This window comes from Micromonospora sp. URMC 103 (genome assembly GCF_051386435.1).
Classification (GTDB): Bacteria; Actinomycetota; Actinomycetes; order Mycobacteriales; family Micromonosporaceae; genus Micromonospora.
The window spans coordinates 625544-637817 of record NZ_JBPQTR010000003.1; the positions used below are offsets into that span (position 1 = coordinate 625544).

16 protein-coding genes are annotated in these 12274 nt (G+C 73.4%); 8 read left to right on the forward strand and 8 right to left on the reverse strand.

What is annotated here, in order from left to right; genetic code table 11:
• The first annotated feature begins 40 nt into the window (after positions 1-40).
• The gene (locus ACSNOA_RS03385) at positions 41-1126 is read left to right on the forward strand and encodes a DNA glycosylase AlkZ-like family protein (protein ID WP_436656094.1); all 1086 of its coding nucleotides are present in this window, start codon (positions 41-43) and stop codon (positions 1124-1126) included.
• Between the two features lie 15 nt (positions 1127-1141).
• Here the strand turns inward: ACSNOA_RS03385 and ACSNOA_RS03390 are convergent, their stop codons facing one another.
• Positions 1142-1843 (reverse strand): TetR/AcrR family transcriptional regulator, encoded by a 702-nt coding sequence (locus ACSNOA_RS03390; protein WP_436656096.1) that lies wholly within the window; start codon positions 1841-1843, stop codon positions 1142-1144.
• Between the two features lie 138 nt (positions 1844-1981).
• Between ACSNOA_RS03390 and ACSNOA_RS03395 the strand changes: the two genes are divergently transcribed.
• The 3 genes from ACSNOA_RS03395 to ACSNOA_RS03405 are packed head-to-tail and all read left to right on the forward strand — an operon-like array spanning position 1982 to position 2726.
• Entirely contained in the window at positions 1982-2197 is a 216-nt protein-coding gene (locus tag ACSNOA_RS03395) for an SDR family NAD(P)-dependent oxidoreductase (RefSeq protein ID WP_436656098.1), read from the forward strand.
• The gene (locus ACSNOA_RS03400) at positions 2194-2532 is read left to right on the forward strand and encodes an SDR family NAD(P)-dependent oxidoreductase (RefSeq protein WP_436656100.1); all 339 of its coding nucleotides are present in this window, start codon (positions 2194-2196) and stop codon (positions 2530-2532) included. The genes ACSNOA_RS03395 and ACSNOA_RS03400 overlap by 4 nt, the downstream gene beginning before the upstream one ends.
• Entirely contained in the window at positions 2502-2726 is a 225-nt protein-coding gene (locus ACSNOA_RS03405; protein ID WP_436656102.1) for a hypothetical protein, read from the forward strand. Before ACSNOA_RS03400 ends, ACSNOA_RS03405 begins: the two co-directional genes overlap by 31 nt.
• A 50-nt stretch (positions 2727-2776) precedes the next feature.
• Here ACSNOA_RS03405 and ACSNOA_RS03410 read toward each other — a convergent pair whose 3' ends face one another.
• Positions 2777-3412: a TetR/AcrR family transcriptional regulator gene (locus ACSNOA_RS03410; protein WP_436656104.1), complete on the reverse strand. Its 636-nt coding sequence runs from the start codon at positions 3410-3412 to the stop codon at positions 2777-2779.
• 74 nt (positions 3413-3486) lie between these two features.
• On the opposite strand from ACSNOA_RS03410, the gene ACSNOA_RS03415 reads away from it, so the two are divergent.
• Positions 3487-4113 (forward strand): hemerythrin domain-containing protein, encoded by a 627-nt coding sequence (locus tag ACSNOA_RS03415; protein WP_436656106.1) that lies wholly within the window; start codon positions 3487-3489, stop codon positions 4111-4113.
• A gap of 106 nt (positions 4114-4219) precedes the next feature.
• On the forward strand, positions 4220-5164 hold the full coding sequence (locus tag ACSNOA_RS03420; protein ID WP_436656108.1) for a phosphotransferase family protein: 945 nt from the start codon (positions 4220-4222) through the stop codon (positions 5162-5164).
• Between the two features lie 15 nt (positions 5165-5179).
• Here the strand turns inward: ACSNOA_RS03420 and ACSNOA_RS03425 are convergent, their stop codons facing one another.
• Together ACSNOA_RS03425 and ACSNOA_RS03430 are read right to left on the reverse strand one after the other, a co-directional pair.
• Positions 5180-5554: a VOC family protein gene (locus ACSNOA_RS03425; protein WP_436656110.1), complete on the reverse strand. Its 375-nt coding sequence runs from the start codon at positions 5552-5554 to the stop codon at positions 5180-5182.
• 39 nt (positions 5555-5593) lie between these two features.
• On the reverse strand, positions 5594-6115 hold the full coding sequence (locus tag ACSNOA_RS03430) for a pyridoxamine 5'-phosphate oxidase family protein (RefSeq protein WP_436656112.1): 522 nt from the start codon (positions 6113-6115) through the stop codon (positions 5594-5596).
• A 128-nt stretch (positions 6116-6243) separates the two neighbouring features.
• Here ACSNOA_RS03430 and ACSNOA_RS03435 point away from each other — a divergent pair, with 128 nt between their 5' ends.
• Together ACSNOA_RS03435 and ACSNOA_RS03440 are read left to right on the forward strand one after the other, a co-directional pair.
• Complete coding sequence (locus tag ACSNOA_RS03435) at positions 6244-7176, forward strand: hypothetical protein (protein WP_436656114.1); 933 nt, start codon at positions 6244-6246, stop codon at positions 7174-7176.
• Positions 7177-7296: 120 nt separating this feature from the next.
• Positions 7297-8733, forward strand: a complete 1437-nt coding sequence (locus tag ACSNOA_RS03440; protein WP_436656116.1) for a neutral zinc metallopeptidase — start codon at positions 7297-7299, stop codon at positions 8731-8733.
• A gap of 47 nt (positions 8734-8780) precedes the next feature.
• Here ACSNOA_RS03440 and ACSNOA_RS03445 read toward each other — a convergent pair whose 3' ends face one another.
• From ACSNOA_RS03445 to ACSNOA_RS03460, 4 genes are all read right to left on the reverse strand, one after another.
• Positions 8781-9506 (reverse strand): zf-HC2 domain-containing protein, encoded by a 726-nt coding sequence (locus tag ACSNOA_RS03445; protein WP_436656118.1) that lies wholly within the window; start codon positions 9504-9506, stop codon positions 8781-8783.
• A complete protein-coding gene (locus tag ACSNOA_RS03450; protein WP_436656120.1) occupies positions 9503-10051 on the reverse strand; it encodes a sigma-70 family RNA polymerase sigma factor in 549 nt (182 codons plus the stop codon). The genes ACSNOA_RS03445 and ACSNOA_RS03450 overlap by 4 nt, the downstream gene beginning before the upstream one ends.
• 123 nt (positions 10052-10174) lie before the next feature.
• Positions 10175-10735, reverse strand: coding sequence for a hypothetical protein (locus tag ACSNOA_RS03455; protein WP_436656122.1), 561 nt, complete (start codon positions 10733-10735; stop codon positions 10175-10177).
• A 44-nt stretch (positions 10736-10779) separates the two neighbouring features.
• A complete protein-coding gene (locus ACSNOA_RS03460) occupies positions 10780-12201 on the reverse strand; it encodes a hypothetical protein (protein ID WP_436656124.1) in 1422 nt (473 codons plus the stop codon).
• Positions 12202-12274: the final 73 nt, after the last annotated feature.

The window sequence follows — 12274 nt, forward strand, 5'->3', positions numbered from 1 at the left end:
GGGGGCGCCGGCTCGGAGCCGGCGGCACTAGGGTCGCGGCATGGCCCCCCACCGTCTGACCAAGGCCGAGGCCCGCCGGATCGCGATCCACGCGCAGCTGCTCGACGCGCCGCGCCCGACCGACCTCGTGGCCGTCGTCGAGCGCCTGACGATCCTCCAGATCGACCCCACGGCGGCCATCGCGCCGAACGCCGACCTCGTCCTGTGGAGCCGGCTCGGCGCGACCTACGACCCGGCCGCGCTGACCAGGGCCATCGAGACCGACCGCACGCTCGTCGAGACGGTCGCGTACGTCCGGTCTCCGCGCGACCTGGCCGCGGTGATCGCCGAGATCCGCGACGGCGCCGGGCACCCCACCACCGAGGCGTGGCTCCGGGAGAACGAGCCGTTCCGCCGCGACATCCTGGCGCTGTTGCGGGAGAAGGGCCCGTTGCTCTCCCGGGACATTCCCGACACGAGCGTCGTGCCGTGGCCGTCGTCGGGCTGGACCAACAACCGGAACGTCACGAAGATGCTGGAAGCCATGGCCCTCCGCGGCCACGTCGCGATCTCCGGCCGCCGGGGTCGCCAGCGCTACTGGGACCTTCCCGAGCGCGTCTACCCCGCCGACCTGCCAACGCTCGACCTCGACACGGCGGTCCGCGTCCGCAACGAGCGCCGGCTCGCGGCCCTCGGCATCGCCCGGTCCGCCGGCCCCCAGATACCGGGCGAGCCGCCGTACGTGGGCGAAGCCGGTGAGGAGGCCGTCGTCGAGGGCACGCCGGGCACCTGGCGCGTCCACCCGGCGTACGTGGGCCTGCCGTTCGAGGGGCGCACCGCGCTGCTCTCGCCGTTCGACCGGCTGATCCACGACCGCGTCCGGACCGAGCAGCTGTTCGGCTACGAGTACGTCCTCGAGATGTACAAGCCCCGGGAGAAGCGCCGGTGGGGCTACTTCGCGCTGCCCGTCCTCCACGGCGACCGGCTCATCGGCAAGCTCGACGCGACGGTCGACCGCAGGGCCGGCACCCTGACCGTCAACGCCGTCCACGAGGACGTGCCGTTCACCGCGTCGACGGCCGCGGCGGTCCGCGCCGAGATCGCCGACCTCGCCGGGTGGCTCGGCGTCGAGGTCACCGGCGCCTAGTGGGCCTAGTGGGGATCAGCGGCGTGCCCTGGCGTCCGCGAGCCGGTCGAGAAGCTCACCGAGGAGGGCACGCTCGCCGGGCGTGAGCAGCTCGTCCGCCTCGTCGAGGGTGGCCTTCAGGCCGGCCGCGCGCTGCGCGTAGTGACGGCCGTCCCCCGGCGCCGCCCCCGTGATGGAGTTGATCGTCACGTCACGCAGTCGACGGGAGAAGTCGAGGTCGCGCTCCTCCGGCGGGGTCCCGATGAGGGTGAGCGTCACCCCCGTGCCGACGGCGTGGATCATGCGTACGGCGGTCTCGGCGCTGACGGCGAGCCGGCCGGCAGCGGCCAGGCGGTCGACGAGCATCCGCAGCCACTGCATCGCGCGTTCGGCGGCGGCCGTGCGTTGGCCGGGGTCCGGCTCCCCGTACATCAGCAGGTACTGCGCCGGATGGTCGAGACCGAACCGGACGTGCAGGTCCCACCCGGTGCGCAGGTCGCGGACCGGGTCGTCGGTCAGCGCCTGGTCCTGCTTGTCCGCCAGGTAGCTCTCGAACCCGGTGGCCGCCGCCGCCTCGAGCAGGCCCCGCATGTCGGTGAAGAGCCGGTAGATGGTGGGCGGCTGGACGCCCGCCGCAGCGCTCACCGCCCGGGTCGTGACCGCGTGGCGGCCCTGCGACTCCAGCAGGCTGGTGGCCGCGTCGACGATCCGCTGGCGTACGTCCTCTCGCTCAGTCACGTGACAAGGTAACAGCGGTCTGTTATCGCGCGTATTTTCATCGCTAACAAGTTAGCGTTAGCATCGCTACAACGTTAGCGGCGATAACGCTTCGCCGCCGACGCGGGCACACCCACCCCTTCCGGGAGGACGAGACAGATGCGAATCCACGGGAACACCATCCTCATCGCCGGCGGCACGTCCGGCATCGGCCGCGCGCTCGGCATCCGCCTTCACGAGGCGGGCAACAAGGTGATCATCGCGGGTCGGCGCCGGCAACTGCTCGATGAGATCGCCGCCGAGCACCCGGGCATCGAGGGCGAGGTCTTCGACGTCACCGACCCGCCTCGATCCGGGAGCTGTCCGCCACGGTGACGGCGAAGCACCCCGAGCTCAACGTGCTCGTGACCATGTCCGGCATCATGCTTCCGGAGAAGGTGCTCGACCCCGGCTCGCTCGAGATCGCCGAGCGAACCGTCGAGACCAATCTGCTCGGCACGATCCGGCTGGTCGACGCGTTCGCGCCGTTCCTCGTCACGCGGCCGGAGGCGGCGATCCTCACCGTGACGTCCGGCCTGGCGTACGTGCCGATGGCGATCACGCCGACCTACAGCGCGACCAAGGCGGCCGTCCACTCCTACACCGAGAGAGCCTGCGCGAGCAACTTCGGGAGACGTCGGTGCAGGTCATCGAGCTCGCGCCCCCGCTGACCCAGACGACGCTCATGAACAGCGAGAACAACCCGCGCGCCATGCCCCTGGACGACCTGGTCTCCGAGACCGTGAGCCTGCTGGAGTCGCAGCCCGACGCCCGGCAGATCCTGGTCGAGCGGGTCAAGCGGCAACGTTTCGCCGAGGTGACCGGTGTCTACGACGAGGTCTTCGCCATGCAGGCCGGCCGCTGACCGGCCCGGCGGGTGTTGGACCTCGCCGTCGAGGCCCGCACCCGCCGACCCTACGGCTTCTCGCGTACGCCCGGATCGGCCAGGACCGCACGCCGGGCCGCGGCGGCCAGCCACGCCTGCGCCCGGTCGAAGGTCCAGCCCCGGTCCCCCACGAGGGTGAACCACGCCGGCTGGCCGAGGTGGAACCACAGCAGGTCGAGCGCCTCCGCCCGATCGATGTCGGGAGCCAGGGCGCCCAGGGCCGCGAGCCGGTCGGCGACCGTGCCCAGGGCCTCGACGTACGACCGGATCCCCGCCTCCACCACCTCGCGCGCCGCGGCCTCGCCGGGCGTGTGGCGCAACAGGCCGTACAGGGTCTCCCAGTGCCGCTCGTGGTCGCGGCGGGTGCCCTCGGCCACGAGGTCGACGATCTGGCCGGGATCCTCCGTCGTCGCCACGGCCGCGAGTGTCTCGGCGACGACCGAATCCTCGATCGCCGGTTGGATGAGCGCGGACAGGATGGCCGCCTTGCCGCCCGCGCTGGCGTACACGGTGGGCACGGCGACCCGAGCGGCCCTGGCGATGTCGCTGACGGTGACCACCGCATAGCCCCGTTCGAGGAACAGGGCGCGGGCGTTCGACAGGATCGCGGAGCGGGTCGCGGCGGCGGCGTCCAGCCGTCGAGGGGAGTGATAAGTGCTGGCCATCGCGACGTAGTCTAGCCCACATTACAGTGCCTTCTATTGAGTAAATAAGCCTCTAACGAACTACGCTCGGCACTATGATCACGGCATCGGAGCCACGTTCGGTAATCGAGACACGGCTCACCCACGACACGCACCGACGGGCCACGACGCTGCTCGCCGAGGCGGCCACGCGTCCCGCCGCCGACGTCGCGGCCCTCACCGAGCTGCGCGACTTCCTGGTGGCGACCCTGCGCCACCACCACGAGAGCGAGGACCACGACCTCTGGCCGCTGATCGAGGCGGCGGCGCCCGGCACGGCGAAGCCCCTCGAAGACCTCAGCGACGAGCACGACGCCCTGGACCGCGCGCTCGACGCGCTGGCCGCCGCGCCGGTCACCGCGGAGAGCGACCGGAGCGAGCTCGCGACGGCGGCGGCGGCCGTACGGGACCTCGTCCACCGGCACCTGGAGCACGAGGAGCCCCTGCTCTTCCCCGCGCTGCGGACGCACATCACGCCGGAGGCGTGGGAGGCCTTCGCGCTGAAGGTCATCGCCACGACGCCGCCGGCCGGCGCGGGCCTCCTCATCGGCCTGTTCGACGAGGTCGGCACGGAGGCCGAGGTCGAGCTGATCCTCTCGGCGCTGCCCGCCCCCGCGCAGCAGGCCGTCCCCGCCATGCGGGCCCACTCCCGGGCCGTGCTCGCCGCGCTCCGCGCAGCCTGACCCCCACACCGGCCGGGGCCGTCCGCCACCCGCGCGGCGGCGGACGCACCCCGCCGACCCGGCAGCCCCCCGCCGGCGCTCGAAGCGCCTCCGGCACACTCTGCCCATGGGGGAGAGCGGCACGGTCACCACCCGGCAACCAATCCGGATCGAGGCCGTCCGCGGCGCGCTGGTCGACGCCTGCCCCGGCATCCGCGTGGCGGGCGTCCGGCCCCTCGACGCCGGCTACACGAGCAGGCAGTGGGTCGCCGACACCGACGAAGGCCCGCTGCTGATCAAGACCCCGGTGCGGGACACGGATCCGGAGCACCTCCGGCGGCTGGTCGCCACCACCCGGCGCGCCGCCGAGGGCGGCGTTCCCGTGGTGCGCTACCGGGCCTTCGTGGCCCGGAGCGCGGTCCTCGACGCGCCGCTGCTCGTACAGGAGTACCAGGACGGCACACCGGCCGACGAGGCGTGGGAGGCGATGGACACCGCGGAACGGCGGACGTTCACCCGTGACCTCGGGCACCTCGTGGGCCGGGTCCACGCCTGCTCCGGTCCGTGGTTCGGCGACGTGCTCGGCACCGAGAGGCATCCGGACGTCCACACGTTCCTGCACGCCCTCACCGACTCCCTGCTGGCGCAGGCGCCCGACGACCTCACGTCGGTCGGCCGCGACCACCTGTCCAGGGCGGTCCACCGCGCCGTCGACGCCGTCTCCCCGGCCGCGGTGCCGTCGCTGACCCACGGCGACCTGTGGCGCCAGAACGTCGTCCTGCGCGGCGGGCGGATCGCCTGCCTGCTCGACTTCGAGCACGGCCGCTACGCGGACCGCTTCCTCGACTTCGGGAAACTGGACGAGCACGTCTTCGCCGGGTTCGCCGAGGGGCGGGCCGCGTTCCTCGCCGCGTACGACGAGGTGTGCCCGCTGCCCGACGACTGGGAGGAGCGGGTCCGGCTGGGTCACGTCCTCCACGCGTTGTCGATGAGCGTCTACTTCCTGCGGTGGACGCCGAAGTGGGCGCCGCAGTACGTGCACGAGCTGGAGGAGTGGCTGGCGAACCGCTGACCAGCCGGCCGGCGGTCAGACGTACAGGCAGAACGGGTGGCCGGCCGGGTCCAGGTGTACGCGTACGTGCTCCTGGGGTTGGAAGTCCGCCACGGTGGCGCCCGCGGCCACCGCGTGCGCCGACCCCGCGTCGAGGTCCTCGACCTTGATGTCGAGGTGGGCCATCATCTGCGGATCGCCGGGGCCGGCCGGCCACACCGGCCGTACGTAGGCCGGCTCGGTCTGGAAGGCGAGGCCGGCGCCACCGCCGGTCGCGCGCAGCACGACCCAGTCCGGCTCGTCCTCGTCGCGCGACCAGCCGAGCAGGCGTTCGTAGAACGCGGCGAGCTCCCGGGCGTCCGGGGCGTCCAGCACGGTGGTGGTGAGGGTCAGTCGAGGTATGTCCGCCATGCCCTCTCCCTACCCAGGCGACGGCCCGTTCACCACCCGTCAGCCGGCGTTCGGGCGCCGCCAGAACTGGCGTGGCGCGTACCCGTCGCGGCGCAGCCAGTGTTCCGTGTAGACGATGCGGTCGGCCTCGACGACCACGAGCGGGTCGGCCGGTGGCTCGTCCAGGGAACGGGAGCGTTCCACGTGGTCGGACTGCCAGCGGACGGCCGCCCAGTAGTGCTCCCGGTCGGGATCGCCGGGTGCCAGCACCCGCGCCCGGCCGAAGATCTGGGCGCCTCGACTGCTGGCCTGCCCGACCAGCGGCGCGAAGACACCGATCGAGACCCGCGGGTCCGCCGCGATGTTACGCATCTTCGGGGAGGCGGCGTACGTCGTGAACATCAGCGCGAAGTCGAGGTGGAAGTAGCGGACGGGAGTCGCGAGTGGACCGTCCGGCCCGGACGTGGCGAGGACGCACATGTTCTGCGACGACAACAGGTTGAGGATGCGTTCGTCGAGGCGGTGCCGGTCGAGCCGCTTCCGAGGGGCCGGTCCGGCGAGCCAGGGATTGGTCACGGGCATGAGTGATCTTCTCACCCACCAGGTAGGTGGAGGTGACGGGTGCTGAACCGTTTCGGATCGGGCCCCGTGTGGATGCCGAACCGCTTCCGGACGTCCTGGAACCGGGTAGACACCCTGGAGACCCCGACATGATGCGCAAGCACTTCGTGCCCTTCGTCGCCCTGTTGGCCGCCGGCATGGCGACGCTCACCGCGTGCGGCTCGACCCAGGAGGCGCCGCAGCCGGCGCGTGCCGACGCGGTGGCCACCAGCCCGGCCGCGCCGTCCGCCGAGGGGGCCGGCGCGGGAGACCTCTCGCTGCTCTCCGGCACCGCGAAGTCCAACAACTCGCCGGCCGGGACGGGTGACTGGGCGGTGCCGAACGGCGGTGTCGCCCCGGAGGCCGTACGCCAGACGGCGCAGAAGTGGGTCCAGTTGACCGCGAGCCGGGCCGGTGACCTCGACCCCGTGGTGGTCAACGGGGCGGGACTGACGCTCTACCGCTTCGACAAGGACAGCAACAACCCGCCCACCTCGAACTGCAACGGTGACTGCGCGGTGACCTGGCCGCCGGTGACCGTCGCACCGGGCGGCAAGATCTTCATCGCGGGCATCAAGAAGTCGGCCGTCGGCACCGTCCGGCGCGCCGACGGCACCCGGCAGGTCACCATCAACGGCTGGCCCGTCTACCGCTTCGCGAAGGACACCAAGCGCGGCGACACCCTCGGGCAGGGCGTCGGCGGCACCTGGTTCGGCGTGACCCCCACCGGTGGCAAGGCCGGCGTTCCGGCCGGCGACCAGACCGCCCCCGGCACCGGTGCGCCGACGGCTCCGCCCGCCACCAGCGCCGTTCTCTTCGACGACGCGAACTTCAGCGACAACGGCGCATCCCAGGGTGTCGCCGGCAGCGGCTGCCAGAACCTGAGCCGCCCCGGCGTCGCCTCGTCCGTGGCCGCGCCCGGCTCGCTGAAGCTCTGGACGGGCTCGAACTGCACCGGCCGCTCGGTGGTCGTCAACGGTGACGTGGCCGACCTGGCCGCGATCGGCTTCGACGACGCCGTCGCCTCGGTCCGCTTCAACTGACCCACGTTCCGGCGACGGGTGTGCCGGTCCGGCTTCGCGCCGGGCCGGCACACCCGTCTCGTCGTACCCTGCCGCGCCGCGGCGCGGCCGGTGTCCCCCAGGAGCGAGAGGTACGGGTGGATGACGATTCGCAGGAGGCGGGCTGCCCTCGTGGGGTCGGCCCTCGCGGCGGCCGTCCTGCTGAGCGGGTGCGTCCGGTCCGTGAGCGGCACGGGGGACGCCGAACGGTGGAGCGCCACCACGGTCGCCGGTCTGGAGATCACCACCGGTGAGAGTGGGCCTCGGCCGGGCGTGGCCGACTCGCCGCTGGTGGCCGCCGGTGGCGACGGCGGCGGCGTGGACCGGCTCGCCCGCAACGCCGTCGACGACGTCCAGCGGTACTGGACGGACGAGTTGCCGGCCACCTTCGGCCGTCGCTTCGAACCCCTCGCCGGCCTGGTGTCGTACGACTCCACGGGACCCGACACGACGGTCTGCGGCACCGGCACGGCGGGAGCGGTCAACGCCTTCTACTGCGGCTCCGACGACTCGGTCGCCTGGGACCGCGGGCAACTGCTGCCGACCCTCGACGACTCCTTCGGGCCGATGGCGGTGGTGGCGGTGCTCGCCCACGAGGTGGGGCACGCCGTGCAGTCCCGCCTCGGCACGGTCGACGGCCGAAGCACGTCGATTCTCAAGGAGCAGCAGGCGGACTGCTACGCGGGGAACTTCTTCCGCTGGGTCGCCGAGGGCAGCGCCCCCCACTTCCGGCTCTCCACGGGGCCGGGTCTCAACCAGATCCTCGCCACGCTCTTCTTCATCCGCGACGCGGCCGGCATGGGCTTCGACGCGGAGGGGGCCCACGGCAATGCGTTCGACCGGGTCTCGGCGTTCCAGTTCGGCTTCGGCGAGGGCCCGGCCCGGTGCGCCCGGATGGACGAGGAGGAGGTCCGGCGGCGGATCACGCAGCCGCCCACCGGCCAGGTGTCGCCGCTCGGCGGGGGCGGCGGGAACCTCCCGGTGGACGACCGGGACGCCCTGCGGGCGCTCCAGCAGACGCTGCGCGCCGCGTTCGACCGGCCGGGCGCCGCGTGGCCGACGGTCGACCCGAGGTCGCCGGTGTGTCCCGAGGTGACCGGCACGGCCCCCGCCTCGTACTGCCCGCGGACGAACACCGTGGGGATCGACGTGGCCGACCTCGCGCGCATCGGCAGCCCGCCCGAGCAGGGAACGGCCGGCGGCCTCGGGGACTTCGCGGCGTTCGCCGAGGTCGCCTCCCGGTACGCGCTCGCCGCGCAGCACGCGGCCGGCTATCCCCTCACCGGCCTGGCCACGGCGCACCGCACCGCGTGTCTGACCGGCGCCTGGGCGGCCACGATCGTGGTGGGCCGGGGCGCGGTCCTGCAACTCTCACCCGGCGACCTGGACGAGGCGGTGGCGGAGATGCTCGGCTCGCGGAGCCTGATCGCCGCGGACGTCAACGGTGCGGGAATCCCCTCCGGGTTCGCGCGCGTGGAGGCGTTCCGGGACGGCTTCGCGGGCGGCGGGACCGCGCTGTGCCTTCAGCGGTACCGGTAGGGCCGGGGCGCGAACCGCCCCGGCCGGCGGGTCGCGCCGCGGGCCCGCTAGAGCGTGACCGTGGCGTACGCCTTGCCGTCCGTGGTCTCCACCCGGACGGCCTCGACCTGGGCGGGGTCGATGAGGGCGCTGCCGTCGAGCGTGGTGCCGTCGGCCGCTCCCTTCGCGGACACCAACCAACTGCCCGCCATCACGGTGCTCCCGTCCTTGCCGATCACCATGAGGCGGCAGCGTTCCCCCTCGGGTACGCCGGAGACGGCCGCGTTGACGCGTACCCAGCCGGCGGCGGGCGTCACGGCGACCGTGATCCGGGCGCCGGTGGTCGGGTCGGCGGCGCTGGCGTTCCGGGTCGCCGGGTCGGTGGCGGTCATGGTGGCCGTGGGCGCGGGCTGGGCGCTGGTGTCCGGGGCGTCCCCGGTGGCACGGCCCAGCACGACGCCGCCCGAGATGGCGGCCGCCACGGCCACGGCCGCCGCGGTGCTCAGCAGCAGCCCGCGGCGCTGACGGCGGCCGGCCGATTCGCTGCGGATCTGCCGCAGGGTCCGTTGCAGCAGCAGGTCGCCACCCTCCGGTGGCCCGTCGAGCAGCATCGCCTCCGGTACGGCGTCGAGCGCGGCCTGCCACTCCTGGAGCGACTCGACCTCGGCCCGGCACTCCGCGCAGCCCGCCAGGTGTTCCTCCACCTGCCGGACCTGCTCCTCGTCGAGCGTGCCCATCAGGTAGCCGCCGATGTCCACGTGGTCACTGGCCGGCATCGAGCTGTCGGATTTCATGAGGCAGACCGTTCCACCCCGGCTGGGCGGCCCGCGATGTCGCGTAGCGCCCGGAGTGCGTAGTAGGAGCGTGACTTGACCGTGCCCGGCGGGATGCCCAACGCCTTCGCGGCTTCCGCGACTGTACTCCCCAGTAGGTATACCTGTTGGAGCACCTCGCGGTGCTCCTGGGACAGGCGATTGAGCGCGTCCACCACCACCACCGAGGCCACCACCTGCTCGGCGTGGTCCCGTTCGACAGCGACGTCGGTGGGGCTCTCCGGCACCTCGGTGGGCCGTGCCCGACGGGCGCGCACGGTGTCGGTGACGATGTTGCGCACGACGGTGAGCAGCCAGCCCCGCACCGAACCCTTGCCGTTGACCAGGCTGTCCGGGTGCCGCCACGCCCGCACCAGCGCCTCCTGGACGACGTCCTCCGCGGCCGCGCGGTCCCGGGTCAACTGCGTCGCGTACGCGAGCATCGCGCGACCGTGTTCCTCGTACAGGGATCGGACCAGGGCTTCATCTGCCACCTCTTGCCGACGAACGGGTTTCGCACCCGCCATACCTACCACCCTCTGCTGGCCCACGATGCCGATCTCGATCGGTGCCCAGACAGGATGCGCGAGTGCTCTTCGTGCATGGGAGATCACGGACCAATGTGTTTCTTCCGTCACTTGTTTGCGAGGTCAACTATCGCCCTCCGTCGGCGCGGCGGCCTTGCCGCCGTCCGGGGCGACCACGAACCAGGCCCCGTCGACGCCCTGTCCGGAGATCTGGCCGGGCACCTGGTCCTCGGCGAAGCGGTAGACGGGCCAGCCGCCCACCGTCACCTGCTGGGTGCCGTCCGGCCGGGGCGCGGCGCCGAGCTTGGCGGGGTCGAGGTTCGCGAACGTGATCTTCTCGCTGACCAGCACCGGCAGCCACCGCATCAGGCAACCCTCGACGCAGGTCGACCGGGACGGCGCGGCCTCGTCGTTGTCGAACCGGTAGAGGGTGAAGCCCTGCCCGTCGAGGACCACCGGCCCCAGCTCGGGATTGTCGCCGAGCTGCACCGACGCGGGCCAGTAGCCGCCGTCGGGGCTGCGCCGACCGAGATCGTTCTGCGCCGCGGCCGGCGCGCCGGTCGTGCCGCTGTCCGGGCGCGGCACGCCGACCGGGTCGGTCACCGTGGTCGTGCACCCGGTCGCGAGCAGCGCCACGGCGAGCGCCACGGAGCCGAGGAGCGTACGGGGAATGAGTGTCGTCATCGCCACACCCTTCGTCGACGGGAAACGGGCAGGAGGGGCCCACCTCAGCCCCGGGTGACCGAGGCGAGGCGGCCGCGCGGGGTGGGACGGTCGAGGTCCAGCCCGAGCACCCCGACGTCGAGCGAGCCGTCGGCGCGGACCTCGAAGCGCCACGCCGCGTTCGGCGCGTCGCCCACGACCAGCACGGCCGCGGTGTTGCCCGAGACCGCCGCCAGCGCACCCAGCCGCTCCAACTCGGCCGGCGGGATCGAGGCGGTGACCATCACGAGGTGGTCGCGCATCGCGCCCGACGGGGAGTCGTCGACGGCGCCACCGGCCGGCGGCACCGCCTCCCGTACGTCGGCGGTGACGCGGACCCGCCCGGGACGCGGCCAGAGCTGGGGTGGCGGGCCGACGACGGTGATCGCCACGGACGCCGCCGCCGGATCGCCGCTGATGTCGTCGAGGAAGGCTCCCGCGATGCGCAGCGCACCCGCCTCGTCACCGGTGAGCGCGACGATCCCCGGCGCACGTCCCAGGTTGACCACGGCCAATTCACCGCCGACCGTGCCCACCGTGGCGAGCAGCGGCAGGGCGGACCGGCCGTCACCGCCCTGGTCGAGCTGCCAGCTCGGCGCATCCCAGATGGCCCCCCGCTGCCGGGCCTGCCACGGGGGCGGGGCCTCCGGCAGCGCGGGCGCCAGGCGCAGCGACACCCGATCGGGGCCGATCAGTGCCGCGTACACCTGGGCGTGGCTGGCCTGCGTGGCGAGCTGCCGCAGTGCGCGGTCCAGGACCGCCCGGGAGCCCGGCGGCGCCGACGGCGGCGGCGCCACGGTGGTGGGACGGCGCCCGCGCAGCAGGAGCGGCACCAGCGCGACGGCGGCCGCCACCAGCAGGACGGCCACGCCGATCAGCACCGCCACCAGCGGTGGGAGACCGAGGATGCGCGTTCCAGCACCTTCCTGGATCGCGGCCGGCCGGGCCGCCGCCGTCGCCGGCGGCCGCGGCTCACCGGCCGATGGTGCGCCGGCCTGCTGACCGGCCGGCGGCGTGGCGGGCTGGTCGCCCGGCGGCGCGTCGGGCTGCTGGTTGGCCGGCGGCACGGCCGTCGGCGGCGTGCCGATCCGGATCTCGCCGGAGGTCGCGCCCTCGGGCAGGACGAAGACCCAGCCGGCCCGGATCGGCTGCGCCGGATCGGTCAGCGCGAGACCGTCCGGCTGTGTCCGGCCCTTGTTGAGCGCGAAGAGTTCCGGCCAGCGCCGGCTCTCGCCGAGCGTCCGGTCGGCCACCCCGGGCAGGGTTAGGTCGCTCTCCGTGCCGGGTTCCCCCGGCACCACCCAGTAGGGCACCGACGGCTCCACCGCAGCGGCCGTTGCCGCGGTCGCCGGTAGCAGCAGGAACGCCAGCGTGGCGGCGACGGCCAGCAGCCGGCCCCGCGCCGGTCGCGACGGACGGCGTACGACGGTACGGAGCAGCCTGCGCATGGATACCTCACTCACAGTGATGTCGTGACTCGTGCGGCGTGCCAACCTCGGCGACCCGAACACGTAAGCGGGA